39 protein-coding genes, 1 pseudogene and 1 other annotated feature are annotated in these 24,991 nt (G+C 61.8%); of the genes and pseudogenes, 22 read left to right on the top strand and 18 right to left on the bottom strand.

The window, feature by feature from the left end; all coding sequences use genetic code 11:
• Positions 1-75: 75 nt before the first annotated feature.
• Genes SALMUC_RS06240 through SALMUC_RS06205 form a run of 8 tightly spaced genes read right to left on the bottom strand, consistent with a single transcriptional unit; the run spans position 76 to position 3,906 of the window.
• Positions 76-468, bottom strand: a complete 393-nt coding sequence (locus SALMUC_RS06240; RefSeq protein WP_020042143.1) for a hypothetical protein — start codon at positions 466-468, stop codon at positions 76-78.
• Complete coding sequence (locus SALMUC_RS06235) at positions 455-748, bottom strand: hypothetical protein (RefSeq protein WP_020042144.1); 294 nt, start codon at positions 746-748, stop codon at positions 455-457. Before SALMUC_RS06235 ends, SALMUC_RS06240 begins: the two co-directional genes overlap by 14 nt.
• Entirely contained in the window at positions 745-1,017 is a 273-nt protein-coding gene (locus tag SALMUC_RS06230; RefSeq protein WP_020042145.1) for a hypothetical protein, read from the bottom strand. Before SALMUC_RS06230 ends, SALMUC_RS06235 begins: the two co-directional genes overlap by 4 nt.
• A complete protein-coding gene (locus SALMUC_RS06225; RefSeq protein ID WP_020042146.1) occupies positions 1,014-1,196 on the bottom strand; it encodes a hypothetical protein in 183 nt (60 codons plus the stop codon). The genes SALMUC_RS06230 and SALMUC_RS06225 overlap by 4 nt, the downstream gene beginning before the upstream one ends.
• Positions 1,196-1,480, bottom strand: coding sequence for a hypothetical protein (locus tag SALMUC_RS06220; protein WP_020042147.1), 285 nt, complete (start codon positions 1,478-1,480; stop codon positions 1,196-1,198). Before SALMUC_RS06220 ends, SALMUC_RS06225 begins: the two co-directional genes overlap by 1 nt.
• Positions 1,481-1,484: 4 nt before the next feature.
• Complete coding sequence (locus tag SALMUC_RS06215; protein ID WP_020042148.1) at positions 1,485-2,348, bottom strand: hypothetical protein; 864 nt, start codon at positions 2,346-2,348, stop codon at positions 1,485-1,487.
• A gap of 20 nt (positions 2,349-2,368) precedes the next feature.
• Complete coding sequence (locus SALMUC_RS06210) at positions 2,369-2,926, bottom strand: hypothetical protein (RefSeq protein ID WP_020042149.1); 558 nt, start codon at positions 2,924-2,926, stop codon at positions 2,369-2,371.
• Between the two features lie 47 nt (positions 2,927-2,973).
• The gene (locus tag SALMUC_RS06205; protein WP_156883393.1) at positions 2,974-3,906 is read right to left on the bottom strand and encodes a hypothetical protein; all 933 of its coding nucleotides are present in this window, start codon (positions 3,904-3,906) and stop codon (positions 2,974-2,976) included.
• Positions 3,907-3,967: 61 nt separating this feature from the next.
• Here SALMUC_RS06205 and SALMUC_RS06200 point away from each other — a divergent pair, with 61 nt between their 5' ends.
• The 5 genes from SALMUC_RS06200 to SALMUC_RS06180 all read left to right on the top strand — a co-directional run bounded on the left by SALMUC_RS06200 (position 3,968) and on the right by SALMUC_RS06180 (position 8,123).
• A complete protein-coding gene (locus SALMUC_RS06200; RefSeq protein ID WP_156883392.1) occupies positions 3,968-4,225 on the top strand; it encodes a hypothetical protein in 258 nt (85 codons plus the stop codon).
• Positions 4,226-4,677: 452 nt separating this feature from the next.
• On the top strand, positions 4,678-4,935 hold the full coding sequence (locus tag SALMUC_RS29530) for a hypothetical protein (protein ID WP_021119907.1): 258 nt from the start codon (positions 4,678-4,680) through the stop codon (positions 4,933-4,935).
• Between the two features lie 62 nt (positions 4,936-4,997).
• Positions 4,998-5,053, top strand: a sequence feature (sul1 is cis-regulatory element that is thought to sense ions involved in sulfur or methionine metabolism; They are found in Alphaproteobacteria).
• Between the two features lie 74 nt (positions 5,054-5,127).
• Positions 5,128-6,624 (top strand): SulP family inorganic anion transporter, encoded by a 1,497-nt coding sequence (locus SALMUC_RS06190; protein WP_020042153.1) that lies wholly within the window; start codon positions 5,128-5,130, stop codon positions 6,622-6,624.
• Between the two features lie 11 nt (positions 6,625-6,635).
• Positions 6,636-7,487: a universal stress protein gene (locus SALMUC_RS06185; RefSeq protein WP_020042154.1), complete on the top strand. Its 852-nt coding sequence runs from the start codon at positions 6,636-6,638 to the stop codon at positions 7,485-7,487.
• A 222-nt stretch (positions 7,488-7,709) separates the two neighbouring features.
• Complete coding sequence (locus SALMUC_RS06180; RefSeq protein ID WP_020042155.1) at positions 7,710-8,123, top strand: universal stress protein; 414 nt, start codon at positions 7,710-7,712, stop codon at positions 8,121-8,123.
• Between the two features lie 135 nt (positions 8,124-8,258).
• Here the strand turns inward: SALMUC_RS06180 and SALMUC_RS06175 are convergent, their stop codons facing one another.
• The 5 genes from SALMUC_RS06175 to SALMUC_RS06155 form a co-directional block, all read right to left on the bottom strand.
• Positions 8,259-8,675: a hypothetical protein gene (locus tag SALMUC_RS06175; protein WP_020042156.1), complete on the bottom strand. Its 417-nt coding sequence runs from the start codon at positions 8,673-8,675 to the stop codon at positions 8,259-8,261.
• A gap of 62 nt (positions 8,676-8,737) precedes the next feature.
• On the bottom strand, positions 8,738-9,676 hold the full coding sequence (locus SALMUC_RS06170) for a hypothetical protein (RefSeq protein WP_020042157.1): 939 nt from the start codon (positions 9,674-9,676) through the stop codon (positions 8,738-8,740).
• A gap of 338 nt (positions 9,677-10,014) precedes the next feature.
• A complete protein-coding gene (locus SALMUC_RS06165) occupies positions 10,015-10,713 on the bottom strand; it encodes an RES family NAD+ phosphorylase (RefSeq protein WP_020042158.1) in 699 nt (232 codons plus the stop codon).
• Positions 10,707-11,120 carry an MbcA/ParS/Xre antitoxin family protein gene (locus SALMUC_RS06160; RefSeq protein ID WP_020042159.1) on the bottom strand — a complete coding sequence of 138 codons (414 nt, stop codon included), beginning with the start codon at positions 11,118-11,120 and terminating at the stop codon, positions 10,707-10,709. Before SALMUC_RS06160 ends, SALMUC_RS06165 begins: the two co-directional genes overlap by 7 nt.
• Before the next feature lie 199 nt (positions 11,121-11,319).
• Positions 11,320-12,207: a PGN_0703 family putative restriction endonuclease gene (locus tag SALMUC_RS06155; RefSeq protein ID WP_020042160.1), complete on the bottom strand. Its 888-nt coding sequence runs from the start codon at positions 12,205-12,207 to the stop codon at positions 11,320-11,322.
• Positions 12,208-12,402: 195 nt separating this feature from the next.
• Between SALMUC_RS06155 and SALMUC_RS06150 the strand changes: the two genes are divergently transcribed.
• The 4 genes from SALMUC_RS06150 (at position 12,403) to SALMUC_RS06135 (ending at position 16,262) form a co-directional block, all read left to right on the top strand.
• On the top strand, positions 12,403-13,611 hold the full coding sequence (locus SALMUC_RS06150; RefSeq protein ID WP_020042161.1) for a Fic family protein: 1,209 nt from the start codon (positions 12,403-12,405) through the stop codon (positions 13,609-13,611).
• Positions 13,612-13,717: 106 nt separating this feature from the next.
• Positions 13,718-14,086, top strand: a complete 369-nt coding sequence (locus SALMUC_RS06145; protein ID WP_020042162.1) for a hypothetical protein — start codon at positions 13,718-13,720, stop codon at positions 14,084-14,086.
• 85 nt (positions 14,087-14,171) lie between these two features.
• A complete protein-coding gene (locus SALMUC_RS06140) occupies positions 14,172-15,395 on the top strand; it encodes an AAA family ATPase (RefSeq protein ID WP_020042163.1) in 1,224 nt (407 codons plus the stop codon).
• 114 nt (positions 15,396-15,509) lie between these two features.
• Positions 15,510-16,262: a DUF5131 family protein gene (locus tag SALMUC_RS06135; protein WP_020042164.1), complete on the top strand. Its 753-nt coding sequence runs from the start codon at positions 15,510-15,512 to the stop codon at positions 16,260-16,262.
• Positions 16,263-16,367: 105 nt separating this feature from the next.
• Here the strand turns inward: SALMUC_RS06135 and SALMUC_RS29525 are convergent, their stop codons facing one another.
• Positions 16,368-16,514: a hypothetical protein gene (locus tag SALMUC_RS29525; RefSeq protein ID WP_156883391.1), complete on the bottom strand. Its 147-nt coding sequence runs from the start codon at positions 16,512-16,514 to the stop codon at positions 16,368-16,370.
• 123 nt (positions 16,515-16,637) lie between these two features.
• Between SALMUC_RS29525 and SALMUC_RS06130 the strand changes: the two genes are divergently transcribed.
• A complete protein-coding gene (locus tag SALMUC_RS06130) occupies positions 16,638-16,829 on the top strand; it encodes a hypothetical protein (protein WP_020042165.1) in 192 nt (63 codons plus the stop codon).
• Between the two features lie 29 nt (positions 16,830-16,858).
• On the opposite strand, the gene SALMUC_RS06125 is transcribed toward SALMUC_RS06130, so the two are convergent.
• The 3 genes from SALMUC_RS06125 to SALMUC_RS06115 are packed head-to-tail and all read right to left on the bottom strand — an operon-like array spanning position 16,859 to position 18,051.
• Complete coding sequence (locus SALMUC_RS06125) at positions 16,859-17,236, bottom strand: hypothetical protein (protein ID WP_020042166.1); 378 nt, start codon at positions 17,234-17,236, stop codon at positions 16,859-16,861.
• Between the two features lie 17 nt (positions 17,237-17,253).
• Positions 17,254-17,652 (bottom strand): hypothetical protein, encoded by a 399-nt coding sequence (locus SALMUC_RS06120; protein WP_020042167.1) that lies wholly within the window; start codon positions 17,650-17,652, stop codon positions 17,254-17,256.
• A 9-nt stretch (positions 17,653-17,661) separates the two neighbouring features.
• The gene (locus SALMUC_RS06115; RefSeq protein WP_020042168.1) at positions 17,662-18,051 is read right to left on the bottom strand and encodes a hypothetical protein; all 390 of its coding nucleotides are present in this window, start codon (positions 18,049-18,051) and stop codon (positions 17,662-17,664) included.
• Between the two features lie 181 nt (positions 18,052-18,232).
• Here SALMUC_RS06115 and SALMUC_RS06110 point away from each other — a divergent pair, with 181 nt between their 5' ends.
• From SALMUC_RS06110 to SALMUC_RS06065, 12 genes and pseudogenes are all read left to right on the top strand, one after another.
• Positions 18,233-18,421, top strand: a complete 189-nt coding sequence (locus SALMUC_RS06110) for a hypothetical protein (RefSeq protein WP_020042169.1) — start codon at positions 18,233-18,235, stop codon at positions 18,419-18,421.
• 55 nt (positions 18,422-18,476) lie between these two features.
• Entirely contained in the window at positions 18,477-19,262 is a 786-nt protein-coding gene (locus SALMUC_RS06105) for a hypothetical protein (RefSeq protein ID WP_020042170.1), read from the top strand.
• 58 nt (positions 19,263-19,320) lie between these two features.
• Positions 19,321-20,130: a hypothetical protein gene (locus tag SALMUC_RS06100; protein ID WP_020042171.1), complete on the top strand. Its 810-nt coding sequence runs from the start codon at positions 19,321-19,323 to the stop codon at positions 20,128-20,130.
• Positions 20,131-20,157: 27 nt separating this feature from the next.
• A complete protein-coding gene (locus SALMUC_RS29520) occupies positions 20,158-20,322 on the top strand; it encodes a DUF1737 domain-containing protein (RefSeq protein ID WP_198014505.1) in 165 nt (54 codons plus the stop codon).
• 119 nt (positions 20,323-20,441) lie between these two features.
• Positions 20,442-20,879: a hypothetical protein gene (locus SALMUC_RS06095; protein ID WP_020042173.1), complete on the top strand. Its 438-nt coding sequence runs from the start codon at positions 20,442-20,444 to the stop codon at positions 20,877-20,879.
• A gap of 10 nt (positions 20,880-20,889) precedes the next feature.
• Positions 20,890-21,594, top strand: a pseudogene (locus tag SALMUC_RS31775) (DarT1-associated NADAR antitoxin family protein).
• Positions 21,595-21,941: 347 nt separating this feature from the next.
• Positions 21,942-22,445 (top strand): hypothetical protein, encoded by a 504-nt coding sequence (locus SALMUC_RS06085; protein ID WP_020042176.1) that lies wholly within the window; start codon positions 21,942-21,944, stop codon positions 22,443-22,445.
• Between the two features lie 56 nt (positions 22,446-22,501).
• Positions 22,502-22,720, top strand: a complete 219-nt coding sequence (locus SALMUC_RS06080) for a hypothetical protein (RefSeq protein ID WP_020042177.1) — start codon at positions 22,502-22,504, stop codon at positions 22,718-22,720.
• Positions 22,721-22,757: 37 nt separating this feature from the next.
• Positions 22,758-23,216, top strand: a complete 459-nt coding sequence (locus SALMUC_RS06075) for a hypothetical protein (RefSeq protein WP_020042178.1) — start codon at positions 22,758-22,760, stop codon at positions 23,214-23,216.
• A 27-nt stretch (positions 23,217-23,243) separates the two neighbouring features.
• Positions 23,244-23,414, top strand: a complete 171-nt coding sequence (locus tag SALMUC_RS29510) for a hypothetical protein (RefSeq protein WP_020042179.1) — start codon at positions 23,244-23,246, stop codon at positions 23,412-23,414.
• 3 nt (positions 23,415-23,417) lie between these two features.
• Positions 23,418-24,020, top strand: a complete 603-nt coding sequence (locus SALMUC_RS06070; protein ID WP_020042180.1) for a hypothetical protein — start codon at positions 23,418-23,420, stop codon at positions 24,018-24,020.
• A gap of 33 nt (positions 24,021-24,053) precedes the next feature.
• A complete protein-coding gene (locus SALMUC_RS06065; RefSeq protein WP_020042181.1) occupies positions 24,054-24,569 on the top strand; it encodes a hypothetical protein in 516 nt (171 codons plus the stop codon).
• A gap of 4 nt (positions 24,570-24,573) precedes the next feature.
• Here SALMUC_RS06065 and tnpA read toward each other — a convergent pair whose 3' ends face one another.
• Positions 24,574-24,990 carry an IS200/IS605 family transposase gene (gene tnpA / locus SALMUC_RS28715; RefSeq protein WP_245584687.1) on the bottom strand — a complete coding sequence of 139 codons (417 nt, stop codon included), beginning with the start codon at positions 24,988-24,990 and terminating at the stop codon, positions 24,574-24,576.
• Position 24,991: the final 1 nt, after the last annotated feature.

Genomic DNA, 24,991 nt, shown 5'->3' with positions numbered 1-24,991 from the left:
GGGTCACAAAGTGTCCGGTTAATGTACATCTGGCGTCCTTCTTCCGTTTCAGGGTGCGCCCGCCCGGGCGATGCATCAGATCTCGTTGACATCCCGCAGGTCGTACCGCGGGTACGCGTGCCTGGCTGGATCTTCCAGGATCTTGCCGGTCACTGGATGGGTTATCGGTTTGTTGTTCAGAACGCGATCTGACACCTCTGGAGCGAGGTCGACGTCCCTATCGTCACTTCGGAGCACGATCCGCGCCCTGAAAATCGCGCACCTGCAACTGGACAGGAACACCGCCGCGGACACTGTCCTCGTATCCAGCTCGTCTCTGCCGGCGAGCTCCAGCAGGTCACCGATGGTGTAGGTCTCACGCTCGCCAACTCCTTCGACAATCGCGAGCGCGTCCGGCAGCCACGGCGTGTCAGCGTACAGGTGTTCGGCCAGGCGAGCCCGGATCGGATGGGTTTCAGGAATGGCCATGATCCGGCACCTCCTCTTTCTTGCGGATCGAGATCTCGAGGGTCGTCGGGTCGTACCCGCGCGCTTCAAGCTGAGCGAGAATGCTGTCCGCCATCTGTCCGTCGAGCTCCATGCGGTAGCGGGCGCCGAAATCCGGCTCGCACACCCGTTCGGTCAACGCGCCCAGGAGCAGGTGGACATCTGCCTTTGCCGTTCCGGGCCCATGGCAGAAGAACAGGTCGCCCTCTCGCTTGCCGTGCTTGATCTTGAGCTGGCCGGGGGCCGCACTTGGATGGCTCACGATTTGTCCTCCTCGAGGTCGTCTGCGATCTGTTTCATGCGCACGAGGTCCAGCACCGAATGCCAGATCAACCAGCGGATCGTTTCCGCCGCGCGCGGGCAGGCCTCGTCGGCTTCGGCAATCACCGCTTTCAGGTGGGTATAGTTCCTCGCCTGGTGTTTCCCGACAATGGCCGGGCCTTCCGGGCGCGCGTCAACGACGGCCTCGAGTCCTTCCCGCTCCAAAGCCAGGTCTCGGGCCAGCATTTCCTGGAAATCGTGAATTTTCATGATGCTGCGCCTCCGGTGAACAGATCCCGGGTCGCCTCACCGAGACTGCGACCGATCCCGGCGCCGTAGAGCGCATCCAGGACCTCGAGGACCATCAATGTCGCAACGGCGATCCAGATGCCTTGCCAGGACCGGTGGCGATCCATGAGCCAGGCACCGAGAAGAACCCCTAACACCATCAGGTCTCCCTCCCGACGGTCGTGGCCGCCATGCTGTTACTGGATTGTTCACAGCCACTCATGTCCGGACTCTTTCTTTTTCGGGCGATGAGGAAGCCGATGAACACACCGCGGATCGTGACCCCGTACCAGCGGATCACGCGGCTCTCCTTTGCGCGCGGCGCGTCGTGGGCTTGCCATTGGTAGCCGGACGTCCCCGCGGGCTTGAACCAGTAGCCATCGTGCATGAACCGCAGGACGCCGGGACGCTTGGGTTTTCCGAGATGAAAGGTCACCATGGCCATGTCCTCAGAACTCCGCGCCCTGCGCGGTGGGCTCGATTGCGAATGCGGGTTCGATGAGGTGAAGGTTCTCGGCGATGGCGCGCGCATAGGTGCGCGGGTCTGCAAAGAATGTATCGAGATCCCCCGGCCGCCCCGCGGTAACCGACTCGATATACGCGGCGGGGCCAACGTCCGGGTCATCGCACAGGCCAACATCGATAGCCCCGGAGGCGAGCGGAAAATCAGAAAGGAGACCGTTCGCGATCTCTCTCTGGAGAGCGAAGGCATCCGTGTCCCCGGGTTCGAGTTCACTCCAAGGAAGACGTGACTGCCGATCCCGATTTTCGGGGTCAAGCACGTCGAGCGGGGTTTCGCTGCAGTGTCTCACGGGGCTTTCCCCGGCGATTACGCCGCCCACCACAAGAAACCTGCGCAAGTATTTCAGATCCCGGTTTGACTGGACGAGGACATCGTGATCGTAGCGGTCTGCACCGATAGCAGTTGCATGGCTTTCAAAGCGATCTCCCGGCTGGCAGAAGCGAACCCGCTCGACCGGATCGCGCATATTGCGAAGAACGGCGCCGACCCCCTGTCGTGCGAGGCGATCCATCTCGTCAGCAACCGCGTGCCGAGAGACGATCCGTGCATCGTCCAGCGCGGAGAGTACGGACGGATCCGAATAGGCATGGACGCATTCTGCGATCCGACTGACCCGGTTGCGAAAGCGGTCGCGTCCCCACAAAGGCCGGTCGCCCGAGTGCTCATGCAGGGTTGCAAAAGGCTCAATGATGTCTCCGAGTTCTTCCACCAGCGCGGCGTAGAGCATGGAGTCTGCGAGGCGGACATCGGCTTCCGTCTCGAAGGGAGGAATGTTGTAGTCGATCTTCATTGAAAAATCCGCTTTCGAGATCAGTGCGGGGCCCGGCGCACGGGCGTGATCATTTTCGACCAGCTTTTCCCGCGAAGGTGCGCGAACTCGTCCCAGACGTCCTCGGCCTGTTGGTAGAGCGTGGCGATCTGGGTCACCGTCCGGCGATTGAACGGGATCCGTTTGTCGCCGTGGCCAATGACGTCGTAGGTCCCGTTGGCATGGAATTGGACCTCTCGTTTTTCCCCGCTGGCATCCACCACGATCCCCGCCACGACGGGCACTGTAAGACCGAGATCGAGAACCGCGATGACCGCGGTCGGACAGTTGCCTTCATCCAGGGTCGTCCGGAGGCGTTCCTCGAAGGGTTGTTCGGCCTGATCCTTTTCCGAAGTCGAAAGGACCGTCCTGGCAACCCCTAGGGGACCATCGAGATCCCAATCCCAACTGATCGCGGTGACCAGGTTTCTCAGCGCCTCCTCGAGCGTTTCGATGCGATCCGCCGCGGCCTTGCAGTCTGCGCAGCCCGATGTCTCCGGATCCTGGCTTTCGGCGCGTGGCTGGAGATAAAAAGAATCTGGAATTTGGAAAGCGGCCATGGGAGTCCTTCTTGTCTCGATTGGTAGCTTGCTGGGGAGGGGCGTCGTCACGAAGATCGGGACAGGGTGCCCAGGAAGGCTGATTGGGCGGCGTAGATGCTTCCGTCGCGCTGCCACAGCTCGCTTTGAAAGGCCTCCCATGCCGGTTTGAAATCGGCGGGGTGGTGGTCGTCCCGGAAGGCATCGCTCAAGAGCCTCGCGGCATGGGCCACGTCCGCGACGGCAGCAGTCGGCTCGGCCTCGCGCTCCGGCGCTTCCTTTTTCAGGATGTAGTCGGCGTGCCTTTCGAGATCTTCCCATCCTTCGCCGGTCCAGAAGTCGCCAAGGTTTTCCCAGACCTCGAGCGCATCGTATGTCAGTTCGGTGAGCCAATCCATGACAGGGCTGCGAAACTCGATGCAGGCGAATGCTGCGGTCAGGATGGTGACACGCCCGTCTGGCGTGAAGGTCATCGCGAAAGGATTATCCTTTGCATCGGTGACGAACGCGCAGACGATGGGCTCCCCGTCATGCTCGAACAGAAAGGCACGGTTCCTCTGGTAGCCGCGGTTTGCCAGGTCCTGAAGCCTGCGCTCGGCATCGGTTGCGGAAAAACCACTCACGCCGATTGCTGTCCGATCCACGGACGCCGAAGCGCCAGGGGTACGGTCGACCGACTGGCGGTCAGCCGAAACCCGCGATTGCTGCACTGCGTTCTGAGCGGTTTTGACAGCGTCTTCTAGGTCTTCGTCGCGGCCGACAGAGGAAATCATGATTTCGAGCGCGGAATTCAGGGTGTCGATCCGGTCAGCCGCAGCCAGGAGTTCCTCCGAGCCATGGATGGCGCCTGTTGCCTCCGCGGTCTGACGGAGAAGGGACGCCGAGGTGTGCCCATCCGTGGAGCGACCCTTGCGGATCATGTCGGGAATACTTGCCATGATTTCTCCTTTGCGGGCGCCGGGCTCGTCTTCCCATGGATTATTAAAGAATAGTGAGGTCATGTCAACTATTCTATTCATTTTGTCGTTGCGGCACGTTGAATAGGGGCGTATGACTTTCTGCATGAAGAATTTGTTCAAGGATATCCGCCGTGGCTCCGGCTATCTCCCGGAGTATGGAACCCACCCCGGAGTGTGGTTCGCCGTCGTGATGACGCTGATCACCGGTATTGTCGGCTTCGAGCGCGGGGTCGGAGGCGGACTCATTGGTCTTGCCGTCGGCGCTGTCGTCTATGGGTCGATCTTTATCGTCGGCGCGATCAGTCGCGCCAGGGCCCATGATCGCCTCATGGGAAAGCGCGCGGCGCGCGAAACATCCTGAAAATGGGGGAGCGACACATGGCGGGCCAATCGAACACGTTGGACCAGGGCATCCTGATGGGAGACGATCTCCCCGAGGTGGATCCTGAAACCGGGGTTGCCATCGATGCCGAGCCCGATGCGGATCGTTGGGTCTCCATCCACGCGGTGCGCCGCATCCGGCAGCGTCTCGGGCTACCGAAGAAGGCCGCCCAGCGCGAGGCGGAGCGGGCCCTCGCGGGCGGGTGCCTGGATGACTTTCGGGCCGCTTCCGACGCCACTTGGACTGGCTGCGATCCCGCCACGGCAACGGCGCCCACTACCGGGTCACCAAGAATGCCATCTTCGCGTTCCAGTACGGGGTCCTGGCGACGGTCATGCCGCTGCCCCGTCAGCACCGCAAGTCCGCGGTCCAGCAGCTCAATGATCTCGAGAGGGCCCGAACTCACCAACAAGCATGGGAGGCAGAAAATCATGTATCCTGAAAACGAAGCACAAAGGGCCGACAGGCAGCAGCACCTGAAAGAGCTTTGCGAACCGCTTGGCCTCGAGGTCGACGGTGACACCGTGACGGCTCGCATCGGCGACAAGGCGATCCAGGTGGATGCTTCAGCAGTCAACACCCACAAGCTCGTGCCTTGCCTGATGTATCTTGCGCGGACGAATGGCGGCGCGCCGAGCAACAGGTTGCGCACACTGGCATTCGAAGGCGGCTCTCTGTCTCGAGGCTGAGAAATCTGGATCCGCTGGCTTGAGTTCCATCGAAGAATCCGGTCTACGCAAGCCAGATAGCGCAAGGACCCGGTGAGAGCCCGGGTGGCTCTTCCGGCCGCTGATCCGCCGGACAACCTCTTAGACAAGCCCAAACTGAAATGCCGGACCGTCTTGCGAAAGGCGCACCGACACAGGGTATGGACTGTTCATATGATCTCTATTTCCGACTACCGACAACAATGGTTCGGCAACATCCGTGGGGATGTGCTTGCCGGCATCGTTGTTGCTCTGGCGCTGATCCCCGAGGCCATCGCCTTTTCCATCATCGCCGGCGTGGATCCCAAGGTGGGCCTCTACGCCTCCTTCTCCATCGCCGTCCTGATTGCCTTCACGGGCGGCCGGCCAGGCATGATCTCGGCAGCGACGGCGGCCACGGCGGTGCTCATGGTGACGCTCGTGCGCGACCATGGCCTCGAATACCTGCTGGCAGCGACGGTTCTGGCAGGGCTCCTGCAGATCGGTGCCGGGCTTCTGAAACTCGGGCGCTTCATGCGCTACGTGTCGAAATCCGTCATGACCGGCTTCGTGAACGCGCTGGCGATCCTGATTTTCATGGCACAGTTGCCCGAGCTCAACTTTGCGAACGAGGGCGTGACCTGGCTGACCTATGCGCTGGTGGCCGCGGGCCTGGCGATCATCTACCTGTTTCCGCGCATCACGACATCGGTGCCGTCGCCGCTGGTCACGATCCTCGTGCTGACCGCGCTGGTGGTCGTCATGGGCTGGGAGGTCCGTACCGTGGGTGACATGGGCGAACTGCCCGACACGCTGCCGGTCTTCCTGATTCCGGACATTCCGCTGACCTTCGAGACGCTCGTAATCATCTTCCCGTACTCGGCAGCGGTGGCGGTTGTCGGGCTCCTGGAAAGCCTGATGACCCAGAACATCGTCGACGACCTGACCGACACGAAATCCAACCGGAACCAGGAATGCATCGGGCAGGGCATCGCCAACACGGCGACCGGGTTCATCGGGGGCATGGCGGGATGCGCCATGATCGGCCAGTCGATCATCAACGTGAAATCCGGCGGCCGGGGACGCTTGTCGGCTTTCACCGCCGGTCTCGTGCTGCTGATCCTCGTGGTCGGGCTTGGGGACCTCGTCGCGCGGATCCCGATGCCGGCCCTCGTGGCCATCATGATCATGGTGTCCATCGGCACCTTTTCGTGGTCCTCCATCAAGGCGCTCAAGGTGCATCCGCGGTCGTCGTCTATCGTGATGCTCTCGACAGTCGTGACCGTGGTCTACACGCACAACCTGGCCATCGGAGTGCTGGTTGGGGTCCTGCTGTCGGGGATCTTCTTCGCGGGCAAGATCGCGCAGCTGTTCCGGATGTCCTCGACGCTTTCGGCCGACGGGCGTGAACGCACCTACGTGCTCGAGGGGCAGCTCTTCTACGGATCCACGGAGGACTTCGCGGAGGGGTTCGATTTCGGTGAGGCGCTCGACCGCGTCGTCATCGACGTGAGCCGGGCCCATATCTGGGATATCAGTTCGGTCCAGGCGCTCGACATGGCCATCCTGAAATTCCGCCGGGACGGTGCAGATGTCGAGGTGGTGGGCATGAACGAAGCCTCGGAAACGCTTGTCGATAAGCTCGCCATCCATGACAAGCCGGGCGCAATGGACGAGCTTTTGGGACACTGAGGGAGGACGACATGGACAAGATACTCGCACTGCTGGACGGATCGCAGTATTCCGAAAGCGTCTGTCATCACACCGCCTGGATCGCCAAGAAACTGAATGCGGGCGTGGAAGCCATGCACGTTCTCGGTCGTCGCGAAGGGGCCGCCTCATCGGACCTTTCCGGGGCGCTTCGCCTGGGCGCGCGAACGGCTCTTCTGGAAGAGCTGACCTCCATGGATGAACAGCGGGCGAAACTCGCCCAGGCCAAGGGCCATGCCATCCTCGAGGACGCGAAGGCGATCCTGGAGGCGGACGGCATCACCGAGGTGACCCCGCGCCTCCGCAAGGGCGACCTTCTGGAGGCGGTGCGCGCCCTCGAAGGAAGCATTCGTGCAATCACCATCGGGAAACGCGGCGAGGGCGCCGATTTCGCCTCAGGTCACCTTGGATCGAACCTCGAGCGGATCGTGCGCGCCTCGTCCGTTCCGGTCTTCGTGGCGTCGCGGGAATTTCGCCCGATTTCGAAAGTGCTCGTCGCCTACGACGGCAGCGCCAGCGCCAAGGTGGCCATCGAGCGCATCTGCACAAGCCCGGTGTTCAGCGATCTGGATGTCTGCGTGCTGAGCGTGTCGCAGGACCCCGCGCGCGCAAGCAAGCTCGCCGACGAAGCGGTCGCACGCCTCCGCGCGGCCGATCTCACGGCATCCGCGCGCACTTCGTCGGGCGAGCCCGAGGACGCCCTGAACAAGGTGGTTCAGGAGGAAGGTTTCGACCTCCTGGTCATGGGCGCCTATGGCCACAGCCGCGTCAGGAGCCTCATCATCGGCTCCACGACCACGGCCATGATCCAGTCGGTGAAGATCCCGGTCCTGCTGTACCGGTAAGGCTCCGACGCGGCCACCGGTTGGCCGCGTCTTCCTCCTCGGGGAAGCGGGCGGCGTCGGCGCCCGGCCCTGTCTCCCGGAGGCCGCGATTTCGACAAAACGCATTCCCCGCCCGACGATCCCGGATTGACAGGTTCGCCGTCGCAGAGCATTGCCCGCGCGCGATTCCTCGCGACCCGATCCTGCCCCCTGATTCCGACCATTTGAGACAATGGAATTCGCATGACCCGCGATACGAAACTGATCCTCTGCCCCGTGAACCTGAGGCACCTGAAATGGAACACCGGCGCCTACGAGGAGGCCGTTGCAATGGCCCGGCGCCGCGACGCCAAGCTGATCGTGGCCACGGTCGCGCCTGAAATGGAGCGCAACCTGAATATCCGGGATTCCGGCGCCTACTGGGGGAACGAGCTGAAGAAGTTCATCACCCAGAACCCCGCCGAGGGCGTGGAGCTGGAGACTATCGTGCGCAAAGGTTCCGTGCACCGTCAAATCGTGAAACTCGCCGCCGAGCGAAACGTGGACTTGATCGTCATGGAGGCCGCGAACCCCAAGATCCAGGACTACCTGCTGGGAACCACGGCCAGCCACGTCGTCACCCACGCGAAGTGCTCGGTCTACGTGGTGCGGGGGTAACGGCCGCAAGCCCGTCCCATTGGTCCAGACGGCCGGGACGGGCGATTTCCCAATAGAGCCAGGCTGGAAGGCGGGCCTTTATCGAGCGAGGTCACCAAGCCCAAGTCAGGGCCCGCGTCCGCCAGATGCGTGAGATCACATCCGCATCCAGACCGGAAGCTCCGGCTGCTCCATCTCTGGGCGGGGTTCGGCATCCGGGTGCGGCTCTTCACCAATCAGGGCGTCGATCTGGGCGAACATGTACGTCTTCTCGAACTCGTCGATTGTGAAGGCAGGCTTCCACTTCACGAGCGCGAGGTCCCGAACTTCCCGAAGCGTCTCGGTCGCGTTGTGAATTTCGGTTTCGATGTCGCCAGTGCCAGCGGACGTGATCAGTGCCTGGGTGGAATCGATGAGTCGCTCCTTGAGGTCCGCGTCGGCCCGGGTGTCAGGCTGCCAGCCGAACAGCCCTAGATTCCGGGCCAACTTGGTAAATTCGATCACCTTCTCCAGGTGCTCTTCACGTTCCTTCTCTCCGCGGGACGCCATGTTCGCGTCTTGGTCATGTGTCATGTTTTTCCTCCAATGACTTTTCAGGTTTTCATTTCTGTTGGCGGTTGCAGATATCCGCTGCTTCAAGGTGTCGGTGCGGACGCTTCTTCAACCCGACGCGCGATCTCGTCTTCTCGGAGGAGATAGGACGTTGCGGCCGCCAGAACGTAGGCGCGCTCGGTCTCCGGGTCGGCACCAGGCGTTGCCGGATCCCAGGGCGCGCCGGCGGCGGCCGTGGAATTCAGGAGATCCCTGAGGGCCTCTGTGGCGTCCTGGCGGGCCTGCGGGTGGGGGCGTGATGCCTGGGCCGCATCCAGCTTCCGATAGAGTTCGATTTTTTCCAGCGCACTGATGGGGTCGGTCGGCATCCAATCATCGAAGGAGCACGCCCTGATTTCACTGATCGCGTCGTGGATGTCGGCCGGCGGGACCGACCGCACCCGGTCGAGATCAGCGACCATCCAAAGATCGTCCGAAAGGGTCGCCAACATCTTTGAAAATTCAGGATCCTTGGTCCAGGCAACCGGGCGGCTGATCAGGTCCGGTGTATCGGACCAGGAGTCTTCCGCGTGCTCCGAAATCTCCGGTACATAGGTTTCACGCAGCGTGGTAGCGGTCTCGAGGAGCGCCACATCCGCCGTCGACACCAGGATGGACCCGAACTGGTCGGCCGTGAGGTCGAGCACGAGATCTTCGTCATCGTTCACGAGCCAGGTGTGCGGGATCGATTTTACACCGTCGTCCGCTACTCCCAGGCCACGGATATCGAGGATGTCGAGCGGTAGGTCAGTGTCGCTCTCGTCGACCGGGACATCGCCGCTTTCGATCCGCCACCCCTCGAAGCCCAACGCCTCGAGCACGATCAGCCCAAACACAGAGCTCTCGCGGCAGCAATGGGTCGACGGAATGGCAGGTGCAGGTGAGATGGGGTCCAGCTCGGCATGGATCGCTGGCCAGCGTGGTGCGAGGAACTCTCGAACCCCGGCCGCGATCCGGGTGAGCTGCTCAGTTCTTTTGTCCACTTTCCTCTCCTGTTCGGTAGCGCCCGTACCATGTGCGTGGAGTGGCGCAGGGAGCAATTCCGAACCGGACTCCAAAGCGGACATGGCCGGAGTTACGATGGTGGAATTCGGTTAACAAGCATCTGGCATAAAGTAATAAATTTTACCGGAGTTACTTTCTCGAACCGGCCCAACAAGCGGAACGCGAATGCGACCCCCGGCACCTCGCGGCGACCGTATCGAGCTGCCGGACAAGGCTCACTCGCTTGCTTGTTGGCAGCGTTCAGTGCCGGAGAGCACGGCCCGCGCGCGATTCATCGCGCCCCGCCACTTCCCACCTGACACCGAGCCGGTCAATTTCAGACGATTTCGAAGAGTTCTCGGGTGTCGTGCTTCCAGATCCGATCCACGCGCGCCCCGTCCCAGTGGTACATGTAGTGTGCGCCTTGTACCGGGATAGTGACGACATCCGGCCAGAACACGCCGATGCAGCGACCGCCCGGATGACGGACGCTTTCCCAGGTCACGCCGTCGCTGCCGGCGGCGCGGAGCGCGGCACCCTCGACCTGAGATGGCCCGTAATTCACCGGATCCCGGACACCCGGAACGGCATCGACGTCGTCGAGTTCATGGTCGATAGATCCGACGAGAACGCGGAAATTCGAGGTCCAGCCGGGCTCCTCCGCGGTGGCCGCCATCAGCACTTGGTGATGATGGATGGTCTCGGCCAGAGCTACGGTCTCGCTGTCGCCGGCGTAGTGGATTCCGTAGCTGCCATCGGTGAAACGTCCCGGCCGAAGGGTTGAGCAGTGGACGAAGGGCGCCATGACCCAGCTCGCCCCGCCCCCGGCAACGCGGCGGACCGGTGGGACCTTCGAAAGATCGCCTGCTGATGCACGCATCGCACCATTCACTTTGGCGTCTGAGGCCGTGATCGCCTCCCAGTCCGCAGGGTCCGCGATATCCTCGAACAGGTCAATCGGCGGATAGATCGAGCGGATGGTCCGGTATGTTTGCGACCAGTCGACCCGGACTGGGGTCGCGGCTCCGCTCACCATGCGCCGCGCTCCGCATTCAGCCAGTCGCGCAGCGCGATCAGGTCCGTCATCTCGCCGCGGAGCATGAGATCGAGCGCCGAGTGCCCCTCGAATGCGGCATTGGGCTTACGGATCCAGGCGTATCCGCGCCCAGGATCGCGGAAAAGATAACGAAGCCCCTTGTGGATCCCGATGAGCAGAGCCATCCGCAGCCGTAAATCGCGGTCGATCCGGCCGATCTGCCCATCCTTCCAGCGCGCCCAGGTGCGCTTGGACATGCCGCCCAGGAGCGTGCATGCCTGCGCATCGGTGAGCTGCCAGGCCCGAAACAAGTTGACGGTTGTCCGTGCGAGGGCGGCCGCTTCGTCGTCGGTGATGACCGATATGGCGGGCGTGGCGGGGGTCGAGGTGACGAGCTGCATATCCATGGATTCCTCCTTTGGCGGTAACATACCCACTATTTGCCAAACGGCAATTCAAGCCTGCAGATTATCCCCGCTGGACCTTATGGAGAGGCTGATCACATCGGCAAAGCCTTGCGGATGTCATTGTGCTTCTTTGAAAGAACCTGCCAACCGGACTCACGAGCGGACGTGACTTGCACTCGAACAAGGCTAAGACGACGGTTCAGAGAGCGACCGAGTACCGCGCGCGTAGGTCCCGGAGGTGTCGGTCAATCCAGTCGGCCGGCCCGCTCTCCTGCCAGGACTGCCAGAGCTCCGGGTAGCTCATGGCCGTGAAGGCCGGTCTCGTTCCGGCGACGCGCTCGGCGAAGGCCGCGACCTCTTCCCGATGCTTGGCAAACACCGCGCTCTGTTCAGGATTTTCGGGCTCCCAAAAGAGGTACAGGAGCGTCACCTCCTGGTCCGGGAAGGTCCGCGCCAATCCGAATGCGTGCTTCACGAGCTGCGCCGCGTCGAGCCACTCGTAGCTCTCCGGAGCATCGATTAGCCGGAGCATCTCCTTATAGTAGCCGCCGTCCCGCCGGGCATCACGGATCTGCTCGACATAGGCCGTTGAGAATTCGGCACGATGCCGGGTCAGGAACTCGGTCAGCTTGGATTCAATGCCGACAACGCGGTCGGGGCCCGAGAGCACCACGTCGAGGTTCGGCGCCCGCCCTCCGCGCAGGCCTGTCGGGCACTTCCGCTCGAACTCGAGACCCGTGAAGCCGGCGCCTGACGACGGCAACGCAAGGTCGTCGATCCAGCGCCGAAAGGGCGCGAAGCAGTTGACGGCGAGGGCCGAGGAGGAATGGGCCGCCCGGAACTTGGTTTCCAGTTCGTTGCCGTCTCCGGCGGTCAAATCGGCTTCGAAGTCCTCGACCGAGACAAGCGGCAACAGCACGTCGCGATAGGAGGCGGCATAGCCTTTGTTGTCGAGTTCGATGTCGGGTCGTTCGTGTGCCAGGGCATCTCGCAGAGCCTGCGTTGCCAGAGTGCGTGGGGACGTTCCGGAAAGCGATTCACTCGTCATGCGACCACTGTAGCCGGTGCCCGCTTCCAACGCGCTCATTTCTTGCGGCGTGAGGACCGGGGCGTCCGCGACGACGCGGGCCTATGATCCGGCACAGGAAGCGGAACTCGATGCGGAAGAGTCCTGCGATGGAAATATTGGATATCTCTTGCAAAGTCATGCTATATAATCATATTTCACGTCAGAAGCGAGTTCAGGACACGGACTAAAAAGCGGAACTCAGAAAGGTCCAAGATGGCGGCGGGAAGCGACAAGGCCCTGCAAGATGACGGAGAGACGTCTTTCGACATCGAGCCTCTGATCCCGGAGGAAGCATCCAGGCATCGAGGCCATCTCAACGATCTGGCATTCGAACTTGCGAGAGACTCTGCCGAGCTGAAATCGGCACTGCCGGCCGCGGTCCGTCAGCCCCTGAGCGGGTTGGTTCGTTCCATGAACTGCTATTACTCCAACCTGATCGAGGGCCATAGCACGCACCCGGTGGAGATCGAACAGGCATTGCACGAAGACTTCAGCGAGGATCCTGAGAAGCGGGACCTGCAAGTGGAGGCCATCTCGCACGTGCGGTTACAGGAATGGATCGACACCGGTGGGCTGCCTGACCACCCACTGTCGCCGGTCGCGTTGCGCGAAATCCATCGTCGTTTTTGCGAAGGCCTGCCGGACAACCTGCTCTGGCAGGAGGACGCGGATGGCAATCGTGTGCGCACGACGCCAGGTGAGTTTCGAACCGGGTACGTCAAGGTCGGGAGGCACGTTCCGCCCAGCCCGGGAGCGATCTCGCGGTTGTTGGTGCACATGCACAAGATGTACCGAATGCAGGGCTCGGTCGGGCAGGTGCTGGGAGCAGCATGCGCGCACCATCGGCTCGTCTATGTCCATCCGTTCTCGGACATGAACGGCCGTGTCTCCAGGATGGTCGCGCATGCCATGCTTCTCGAGTCCACGCGGTCCCAGGGCCTGTGGTCTGCGTCACGCGGGCTGGCCCGCAATGTCGACAACTACAAGTCCCGTTTGGCGGCCGCGGATGCGAAACGCCCGGGCGGAGCGGACGGACGAGGCGCGCTGTCCGAAGATCGCCTGGCGGAGTTCGCGACGTTCTTCCTTGAGTGCTGTCGCGACCAGGTCGCCTTCATGGAAAGCCTGATGCGGCCTAGGGAACTTAGGGACCGGATCGTGAACTGGGCGCAGAAAAACGAAGCGCGCGGCGCCCTGGTGAAAGGCAGCGACAGAGTTCTTCGCGCCGTTCTCATGGAAGGCGAGCTGGAACGCGGCGCGGTTCCTGAAATGCTTTCGGTGAGCGACAGGCAGGCCAGGAAGGTGACATCGCGCCTGATCGATCTCGAGGCCCTTCAATCTGACGGACCGCGATCACCGTTGCGTCTGCACTTCCCGGCGTCGCTTGCCTCGGAATGGATGCCGAACCTGTTCCCGGAGCTCTGACGCGATCCGGGAAGGACCGGTCGTCCGGCCACCTTGCAAGCTCGCTCCATCTGCATTTTCGTGAAATCGAAACCCCGGTGAAACCATATCCTGCAATGATGCCTCCATGAAGATCCTCGCTGTTTACCGCTATGCTCCGAAAGGCGTTTTCGTGCTTGCTTTTGCCGGCGGCCTGAGCGCGCTGGGCGGGATTCTTGTCCAGCTGGTCACGCCCTACCGCTCGGACGGGATGGACGCGGTCATTGCCGACATCTTGTGCTACGGGGTTGCCGCGTTCTTCGGACTCTACGCTCTCGGCGCGCTGGTGGAGAACGTGTGCCGGTACATCGCAAAGGAGCCACTGCTTCCCCCGGGCGCGTACGGTGGTGAGATCGAAAGCCCGCGGAATGTCTGGCAGATGGCATCCATTCTTTTCTGGATCTCTGTGCAGGCCGGTTTCGCCTTCGGTTTCATCATGCTTGGCAAGGTGCTTTGACCGGGTAGCTCGGCGTGAACCGGTTCAGTCTCGACAATTGGCTGTCTGCCATCTATTCTTTCCGTGAACGCAAAAGGATAGAATAATGCCGCGCCCGTCGCACAGCCACCTGAGCTCTCTCGTTCCGAGAGATCCGGATTTCGACATCGCCTGGAACGAGATCGAGGCCGTGCTCTCGCGCGAATTCGAGGACATGCGGGCGACACCGCAGGACCCTCGCTACCACGCCGAAGGTGACGTCTTGACCCACACAATGATGGTCGTCGAAAGCCTGGTGTCGGACGCCACCTGGCGCGGGCTTCCCGAAGACCGCCGCGAAATCATGTTCTGGGCGACCATCCTGCACGATGTCGGGAAGCCCGCGACCACGCAGCACGAGGAGGACGGATCGATCACCTCGAGGGGGCACTCCCGCGTGGGGGCCGACATCGCGCGCCGGTTCCTGATGGAGGCCGGGTCACCGTTTTGGTGGCGCGAAGAGGTCTGCGGGCTCATCGAGCACCACCAGGCGCCGTTCTGGCTCATGAAGCGCGGAAATCCTGAAAAGAAGGCGATCTCGATCTCCTACGCCTGCAACACGGCGGACCTATGCCTGCATGCACGCCACGACATCCATGGCCGCATTTGCGAAGATCCTGAAAATGTCCTGGAGAACATCGACATCGCGGAGATGCAGTTCGCGGATGCCGAGTGTCTCGGGGCGCCACGGACGTTCCGGAACGACATGAGCCGCATCGAGTACTTGGCCCGTCCGGATCGCTACGTCGACTACGTGGCCCACGAGGACTACCGGAATTACGTGATCCTGATGTGCGGGCTGCCGGGCGCCGGGAAGGACACCTGGATCGCGGGAAATGCACCGACCTGGAACCAGGTCTGCCTCGACGACCTCCGCCAGGAGATGGGGATCGCGCCGGATGACAACCAGGGACCAGTCGTTCAGGCCGCCAAGGAGCGCGCCCGGGAGCACCTGCGCAGAAGGGAGCAGTTCGTCTGGAATGCGACCAACGTGACCCGCCAGAAGCGCTCGGAGTTGCTGTCGCTCTTCCGGGGCTACGGTGCGCACACGACAATCGTCTACCTCGAGCCGGACCTGGAGACCATTCGCTCGCAGAACCGTGGCCGGCCGGACCAGGTGCCCGACAAGGCCTTCGGGCGCATGCTGTCGAAGCTGGAGCCGCCGCGGGTCGACGAGGCCCATTCGGTGGCCTGGGTCGTGGACGGCGGCTTGCATTTCCGCGGCGCGCTCGGGGTGACGCCCTGCCTCGATGAGAAATCTGAACTCATGGAGAGGCTGGCCGGGCCGTGAGGCGGATCCGGTAGGCGACGGAGTAAGGATAGGTCCGCGCCGAGTGTGCCTGCTATTGTGAAATCTTCGATTTTGTTGTATCGAGCGCCTCTATTCATCGAAAGAGAAGACATCATGGCCGAGAACAGCGGCATCGAGTGGACCACTCACAGTTTCAATCCATGGATTGGCTGCACCAAGGTCAGCGCAGCCTGCGACTTCTGCTATGCAGAGGCCTGGGACAACCGTTTCGGTGGCAACCGGTGGGGACCGCATGCGGATCGCACCCGGACCAAGACCTGGGGAAAGCCCATCAAATGGAACCGGGAGGCCGAAGGTGCCGAGGAGCGCCCGCGGGTCTTCTGCGCGTCGCTGGCCGACGTCTTCGACAACCACAAGTCCATCCAGGATTCGTGGCGCCGCGAGCTGTGGAAGCTGATCCGGGACATGCCCAACCTCGACTGGCTTCTGCTGACCAAGCGGCCTCAGAATATCGCACGGTATCTGCCGAGCGACTGGGGAGACGGCTACGACAATGTCTGGCTGGGCGCGACAATTGAGAACCAGACCGAGTTCGACCGGCGGGCCCACCACCTGACGGCCATTCCCGCGAAGGTGCGTTTCCTGAGCATGGAGCCTCTGCAGGGCGCCGTGGACCTGCGTGGTGCGGAAGGCCTCGACTGGATCATCAGCGGTGGTGAGAGCGGACCGAACTACCGTCCGGCGGATCCCGATTGGTTCCGGAGCCTGCGGGACCAGTGCGCCGATGCCGGCGTGGCTTTCCTGTTCAAGCAGTGGGAGGGCATCGATCAGCCGACGATCAAGGCGAAGGGCAGGGAGCTCGACGGTGTCATCCACGATGGCTATCCGCTTCCCAGAGCCGCCTGACCAAGGGTACTGACGGCTGCGTGCGGCGAGCAAGTAGTGGTCAGCACCCCAAGGCTGATCTCGTTTGGCAGCGCTCGAAGTGGTTAGCCAGAAGGCATCGGGCAATCATGGCCACAGATGCCAAACCGCCACTGCAACAATGACAACGCCTCCGAAGATCAGAAAGCGAATAGCGCCTTCAGCGCCGCCAAAGTAGCCACATCCCGGCTCTCTGGCGACGAGGATGTCCTTCAGTCCTTCTAGGAATTTCATGAAAATACTCCAGCGTCAACTCGAGGATTTGCGTACCACGTTCGACTTGGGGGCAGGTTAAAAGGCCCGGCAGATCGCTTCACCGGGCCCTCTTTCGATGACCGTCGCCGAAATCAGGCGAGGATGAAGTCTTCCTCGGTGCCGGTGGCGGGCATCGCGGCCGCGGCGTATTTCGAGAAGAAGGACCGGCGCGCCTGGCTGGCGGAGAACCCCGGGAAAACGAGTGCCGATTATGCCTGCGAGATCGCGGAACTGCCGATGGAGATCAGCCTGCCGGACGGCGTCATTCCGGAATGCGAAGCCAACTTGGAGTAGCCCACCAAAGCCGCTGAAGGTCAGGGAGATCAGCCCATGCCCGGCGCCGGTTGCGGCTCGTCTTCGTCCACGAATGCCTTGGCCGCCTCGATTTGCTCCCTGAGGGTCCCGAGCAGGTACGCCTTGTCCTCCTTCTGGAACTCGGCGTCCGGATGCCATGTCGCTTCGACGGTGTCCGAGATCTCCTGGGCGAGGACGGTCATCCGCATGATGAAGAGGTCATCGTCCGAGGGGCGGGGCGCCTCGGGTGCGGTGCAGGCAATGACGCTTTCGGCGAGATGCTTCTGGTAAACGGAGTCCTGGCTCGTTTCAGACCGACAACGCGTCAGGCCGTCGTGGTAGGCCGTGCGCAGCATGGACCGCATGCTTTCGATCATCTTCTCTGAGCGGGTCTCGGCTTCAGGCATGGCGATCTCCTTCGGGGTCAGGATGGCGCGAACGGCGCGGTTTCGGGAGCGGGCTCCTCGAGATCCACCTCGGGCGGGTCGATGCCGGCGAAGATCTCGAGCGTGGTGTCGATGAGCACCACGCGCATCGCGACCTGGATGCGCTCGCCTTCGCGCGGGTCATAGGCATCGATGCCCCGGCGAAGCTCCTGCAGGTTGGCGATTGCCACGTCAATCCGGTCTCCAACCGGGAGGGTCGGGTCATCGACCAGGGCCAGGGCTTTGGTGATGCCCGCGTGCTTGTCTGCAAGGGACTCGTTTCGGAGGATCCAGTCCGCATCCTGTTGCTCCCGCAGTCCGGCAAGCGTGTCGCGCATTTCGGCGAGCCGTTCCTTGGACGGGAATTCAGAATAGTGCTTTCGAATGTCGTCGACCATTTCGATCCCTCACATGCCCGGGCCGGCCGGCGCGGCGTCTTCGTCAGTCTCCGGGGAAAAGCGAGCTATTCCGATCATCCGGTCGATCCGGGCGACCATGTCGCGCTGGGCGATCACACCGCGGGTCGTGTTGGGCTCCCAATAGATCAGCCCTTGGTCCCGGGCCTCGCGCAGAAGGTTGTTCGCCCGGGCAATGGGATCGTGCGTCCCGTCGCCTTCCGGCGTCAGGAATGCATCGATGCGCCCGATCATGTCACGCTGGGCGTCGGCGCCGCGGTCCGTGTTCGGCTCCCAGTATATCAGGCCCTTGTTGCGGACCTCGTTGAGCATCTCGCAAAGATCCCCCAGCCGTTCATTGTTCTCCTGCGCGGTCTCGATGGCGGTGATGTCGTCGGTCATGTTTCGGCCCCTTGCGTTCTGTCGACGTGATGCCCGCGAAGTGGTGTCCCGGGCGCAAGCGGCAAGGTCAGAACCGGGACCTCCGTGCGTGAAGGGAATTTAATCTATTAGTTATTCTTGTCTACTGTTAACTAATCTTTCTGCATCGTGTTCACCTATTCATGAAATCAGGAGAGAAGACATGCCCGAATCACAATCCTTCAAGCAGGCCGTCGCACGCGAGATCCGGACGCACCTGGGCCGCGAGATCGACCCCGCAAGCTGCGTGGTCAGCCAGCGCCTCGACACTTTCCTGTCCTCGACCCCCTGCGGTGCAGCCCATGTCACCCCGACCGAGGCGGCCGAACAGGTGATCTGCGGGGTTTCGTAAGCGGCGCGCTGGCGCTTTGCGCCCGTCCGTGCACCTCGGAGCCAGGAGGCCCCGAATGACAACTGCCAACCGCAACGCCCTTACCAGGTTCTTCGATGGCGAAGATACTGTCGGGATCAGTGTCCCGTCCGCGAATGCACCTCCCGGGCCCCGACCCATGGAACGGGTCGGCAAGGCACTCGGGAAAGTCGTTCTCGCCAGCGTCGTTCTGACAGGGTCAGCGTCCTACGGTGTCCTCGAGCACCGGATGTCCGAGTCCTTCAAGCCGGTGCCGGTCGAGGAGGCAATGCTGGATGTCGCCGCGGCTGTCGGGTTGGCATCGCCATCGACAACAACGAACGCCGAAATCCAGCGCCGGGCGAAGCTTGCCGATCCTGAAAAAGAAACGGCTCCCGAACTGGGGAGGATGGCACGCCTGGAACAGGCAGTGGACTGGTTCGAAAATCAGGATCTGTCGACCTTCGGCGTCCAGGACGCGCTTGCTCGCTGGGGCGTGCATGGGCACGGCCAACGCTACCACATCGAGAAGGTGCCGGAGTCGGGCGAGGAGATGCTGCCGTCTCCCTGGGCCCTGAAAGCCATGCTGGAGGATGTCGCCCAGCGCGCGGACATCACGGTGCCGGAGGCCGCGGATTTGATCGACGGCGAACTGCGCCTTTTCATGATTTCCGCAGACCTCTGTGAGGCAGGGCACGATGTGAACTGCATCGCCCGGGTCACCACCCTCTCGGGCACCGATGTCTCGCTAGAGATCAACGCGCGCTCCGGAGAGATCGGCCTGCGGCAGGAGTTTCAAGAAGAGATACCGGACGAGCCGGAGCTACTGGCGATGCGCCCATAGTTGACGCATGCGCCCGGAATGCAATTTCAAACCTGATTTTTAAGGAGAGATTCTGAAAATGGATATCGAAGACCTCACCTCCGAAGCCGACCTCGATACGGTCAATTTCAAACGCCACCGGAAAATCTCGGCCGACGAGCATGGGGAGCTGCGTCTTGTCGGGATGGAGCTCGGCGATGAAGAGCAGGACAACCTGATCACCTCCTCGGCGCTGGTGCTCCTGCCGGCCGACGAAGGGATGCCGCGCATGATCTGCGCCGGCAAGGTCGGATCTTGGATGAAGTTGGCCGCGGATGAATTCATCCTCGAACGCGAGCACATGAAGGTCGCCGGCGGTGAGCGCACGGTGACCTCCAATTGCTCGGAGGCGGTCTTCGAGGCGGCCGTCCGGCAGGGGTTCTCCCTGATGCAGCACCCGAACGGCGAGCTGGACTTCAGCAAGACAGATGAAGACCACCGGGTCTCGATCACCAATGTTTTCTGGAGCGGCGAGGAGGACGCGACCGCGTCTCATCCTGTCCAGGCCGGGCATGACATCTGGCGCGTGACCCGCGCCGAACTCGAGCAGGGGGAAGAGGTGGCTCACACGGTCGTCTGGGAAGGCTCCTCGCTGAAGTCCGCATTCAAGACCGCGTTCCAGCTCGGCCAGATCGATCCCGCTCTCGAGGTCGACGGGTCCCTGAAAAAGTTCCACGTCTTCGAGACGCGCCAGGAGTTCCTGGACGCAACCGGGGTCGGAGATCTCCCCCTGGACATGGCCATCGAAGACGTGGGCCCCGAGCCCGAGATGGACCCTGACGTCGATCCGGTCGAACTCATCTTCCGCGAAGAGCACACCCCGGCCGGCATCCAGATGGCGATGTTCTGAGACATGGACGCAAAGATGGAGACCACGATGGAGTACAAGATCCTCAAGCGGAATAGCCATTCCGAACTCATGGGGGACGTGAACGAGCAAATTGCGAAGGGCTTCGTGCCTCTAGGTGGAGTGGCCATGGACCGCTCGCATGGGGGCGCCTTCGCTCAAGCAATGGTGAAGCGACCGTCCGCCGCTGAATAAGACATCGGCCGGCAATCGGATGGCGATGATCCGAGAGTTGAGGCCCGCTTCAACGCAGAGGGCCGCGTCTGTGAGGGGCGCGGCCTGTATTTTTCGAAAAGCAAGGAAGACTAATCAGAATGCAACGCGAGATTATCCATGCGCCGTATGTCACCCAAGACAGGAAGCATTACCGCCTGATGGCAGGGAGCGGCCGTGACAGGAGTGACCAATGCCACCTGTTCCCGATCCGGGAAGGTTATGACCCCGACAACTACAATCGTGTTCTGAGCCTGATGGATTGTGAAGGCACGGATCTTCTCCACACGGATCTCTACACGCAGGTGCGGGCAAGCGCATACTCAGGAATTCGTTTGGTCGAGGCCGCCGAAGACAGTCTCGTACTGGAATCCGATGGGTTATGGTCCCCCGCACAGCGGATTTGGTCTATGGCGGCCATCAGGGACGATCTTTCAGAACGGGAAGCAATCCGCGCCGAGGTCGTCGAGCGCCTGTCGACCCTCGACATGGGGACATCCAACGACGGAACCCCCGAGGCACCGGGCCCCAAGTTCTGAAAGGTATCCAATGGCCTGTCGACCATTGTTCATGCCCAGCCTGAAGGGCGAGTGTCTCTCCCGGGAGATGGATATCGCGTTCGAGTGGGTGCCCGGCCGCGATCTCGAGCAGAAGCGGGCCTGCATCGTCTCATGGCATGCGGCCGCCCGTGAGCAGGCGGGGATCGAAAACATCCTGGAAATCTCGACGCGGTCTGAAAATCCGCTCGGTCGTAGCCTGTCTGCCTTCAACCTGGCGCTCTCCATCCCCGGCAGAGAAGATCCGGTCACCGTCGAGTGCGCCTACCAGGGCTCGAAGGTCTTTGAGCACGGCGGGCCATTCACGGATCTGCTGGGCGTCTCCTCCTGGGAGGCCAAGAAGGACCCGCGGCTGACATCTTCGGGCTCGATTACCTGATATCGGCTTGCCGGCACGGACTGGCCTCTGGAGCCCAGGACAGGCTTCTTCACCCACCTGTACCTCGCGGCGCTCGATCAGAACCCGGATAAGATGGAGGCCCTGGAGGACTACGACGGGTACACCGACATCGCCTTCAACCCGAAGACAGGGCTCAACTGCCAGGCCCGGGCCGCGGCCATGTACGTGTCGCTGGTCAAGCGTGGCCTGCTCAACGAAGCGTTGTCGTCTCCTGAGGCCATCCTGGCGCTCACGGCCGCAGACGAGGCATCGAAGGCGCCCAGCGCTGAGGCCGACCAGATGTCCTTCGGATTCTGAAAATTTTCGGGACTTGGTCCGGGATCATTTCCTACACAAAATAATTTCTGTGTAGGAACGCTGATAAGATCTGAATTCGAGCGCCTTACCCGGGGCGGAGCCTAAAAATCCGCTCAGTTGTAGCTGCCGAATATGCGACCGGCCGCCGCAAGCGTCACGCAGTGCTCACAGCTGGGTTTGCATAGAAATCCGATGGTCTATTCTTTAATGTTGACGGTTATTGGTGAATAAAGGATAGTTGGGACAGCAAGCAAGGAGTTTTCCATAATACCGCCGTCGCAGATCGCCCCGACAGCCTGAAGATCCAGCAGCCGCTGAAGCAGCGCATCATCGACGAGATCCGTCTCATGGGCATGGTCATGCATCGCCTGCAAATGGCGCACCGCAAGCAGTTCCTGTCGACGCGCATCGACGGCAATCCGGTCTGCGCCTGGCTGGGCTTCGAGATCAGCCTGCGGTTCTGGGGTTTCGGGGACGACGGCAACAAGGAGATGTGGGAGGCCAACCACCAGACCACCTACATCGACACCCTGTTCAGCCCGTCCGGCACTCTTTGGGTGTCCACCAGCGACAGCTTTCACACCCAGAACTGGAAAATGACCGGGTCGCACTGGCCGCACTACATGGAAAACTGGGAGCAGGAGCCACGGGATGTCCTGTGGGAGAAGGCCGACAACCTGCTGCCGAAGGACTACTGGGACCGCGCGTCCCGGACGGATGCCATCGACATGATTGCGATGCCCACGCGCCTGCCGGCCGAGCTCGTCGTGGTCGAAACGAAAGCGGGCACCGATGAGCGGGGCCGCGAGACCGACATCGTGAAGAGCCTCGAGCCCTACGAGACGTTCTGAGCGGGAGATCCGGACCACCCGCTCGAACGGACACCAATTCAAAGAGGATGGACCGTATGCCCTGCGAAATCACCAAAGTGCGCTACCGGCAGAAGAAGAAAGAATACGAGGCCACCTTGGTCGAGTACGACGAAACCGGAAAAGAGCGCAGCAGGATCGTTGCCAACTCCAAGTCCACCCGGCGCCTTAAGGAAATGCTCGCTCCGGCCAAGCCGACGAACCTGTCGCGGATCGACGCCCTGCTGCCCGCCGCCGCGGGCGCGGAGCAAGCCTGACCTGCTCTGCCGAACCCAGAAGAGAAGGACTGAAACCATGGAATGGATGCGCTGCAGGGAACACCGCCCGCCGAACGAGCCAGGGGAAATCAGGGTGCGTGTGACCGAGGAGATCCTGGGCCTGGTCATGACGCCTGAATGGACCACCGAAATGCGGTTGTGCGGGATGGGTTTCGGCGAAAGCGAGTGGTGGCCGAACGAGCTGTGCCACTGGAATGGCTCCCGACGGAGGTTCATCGCCGACTACGAATGGCGCCCCGTGCTGGACGGCGATCCCAAGGGCATCATCTGGCACGGCCTCGACATGCTCGACTGCCCGTTCACCGGCAAACAGCCGGAAGTCGGCTACCTCGGTCGATGGATCGGGGCTCCGCCGAACAGAGCGGAATGGCTTTCCCTCAGGTCCCATCTCGTTGATCGCAATGGCTTCATCGATGCTGCCAGGATGCGTGACGCATGGAACCAGCGCGTTCCGCAACCGCAACCCGCACAGTAACCACGAACCCGAAAGGAAGAAGAAATCATGCAAACAGCACCCGAGAAATGGCGCGAGGCCGCCAGCAAGCTGCGCGAGATCAGGGCCATGCTGGATGAATGCCCGACGCAAAGCTCCGATGGCCACATCGAGGCGCTCCTGGAGGCCGCCGACGATCTTGAGGCCGAGGCCGCGGAATACGAACAGGAAGACGCCTGATCGATGGGCATCCGCATGCACCTGGCCATGGGCTACGGCCTGGATCTCGGCGAAGCACCGTTTCTGGATTCCGCCAGGCTAGACATCGACCATCTCGAGGAAAAAGCTCTCTTCGATCTCTGGGAGTCGCGCACGCTGGCTTTTGCAAGGACATCGGGCGAGCTCATGGAGAAGATGATCTTCAAGCAGCAGATGGCGGAAAGCCTGGCGGACATGGTTGTCTTCGATGCCGAATTCGGGCTCGAGGACAAGGTTCTGCTGCAGCCTGCCGGAACGTTCCGCAGGTGGTCGCGCTATGGGGATCTTCTCGATGCCTACGCCTACGAGGCGGAGACGGGTATTGATCCAGAAAATCAGATTCCGACCTGGACGCCCGTCTCGGACTGGCTCCACCCGTACCGCGGATTCATGGTGCCCGATCCATCGACCGAGATCGGCATCCGGAAAATCGAGGATTACGGCCTGACCGAGGTGCCTGAGGAGGCCGTGCCTTGGGTGCCATGGCACCTGTTCTTTCTCATCCAGACGATCTTCGATCTGGACCATGCCGAGACCGTGTCTACGTTCCTTACGCTGCGGCCGCACATCTATCGGTACCAGAGCTGACATCGTCAGGAATTTTCAGGAAGAGGAACCTTCATGGGCTCGTTCAATGCCACCTGCGCCGTCTCCGGCCTGCCCGTTGAATACGACGACGAGGTTCGCCTGATCTTTCTTGCGAAGGCGCCGCGGTACGGCCGGCGGGGAGGGGGCCCGGCTGGGATCCTGATGAATGCCCACGACAGCTGGGCGCCGATCTGTTGCCCGATGAAAGGCAGGTACGAGGACTACGGGAAGGTGGCCGTCGCCGACCCCAAGGACCCGGTGGCGCTCGATTTCCAGTGCCTTCTGGCGGCCGCCCTTTCGGAGCTCGGCGAGGGCGCGAATGCCCACCAGGAACCGGCGACCGCCAAGATGGACATGTTCGACCTCTCCCTGGTTCAGGGCCTCTGCAAGAAAGATCGGGTCTTCGCCGAACCGGTCGCCCACCTCAAGGAGCGCACTGGTCCGGTGCCGGTGGGCTACATGCTGGTGCACGAAGACGTCTACCAAGGCCGCCGCCAGTGCTCCATCCAGAGCGCGCAGCGCTTGGGTGGAGGTGAAGGCGGTTATTGAGAACTTATTCCGGATTGTCTTGGTTTTGAACATACTGTTTGACCACGGAAAGCGGGGCTCCTCCGCAGCTAACTATGCAATACGACCGGGACCAGAAGACAGGCTTCCAGTAGTATTTGGATAACTGCTCGGGGAACTCCCGCCGTATGATCCGAGAGGATGTCGTCTTCAGGGAGTTGACGAACTTCGACAGGTCAAGCGTTGGAGGAAGGGACAGAAGCAAGTGGAATTGATCCGCCTCACCGTTGAACTCGCGCAACGATCCACCCCAGTTCGTCGCTCTTCTGGAAGATATCTGTTCGAGCCTCGCGAGTATGTCTGAATTAATCGCCGGCCGCCGGTACTTCGTGACCAGGACAAGGTGGTAGTTGAGCGAATAGATGCTGTGACGTAGCTTGACAAAAGACTGATCCGAGAACATA

Source organism: Salipiger mucosus DSM 16094 (assembly GCF_000442255.1).
Lineage (GTDB): Bacteria > Pseudomonadota > Alphaproteobacteria > Rhodobacterales > Rhodobacteraceae > Salipiger > Salipiger mucosus.
Note: the sequence above shows the minus strand (reverse complement) of the source record. Positions and strands in the feature narration are given on the sequence as shown.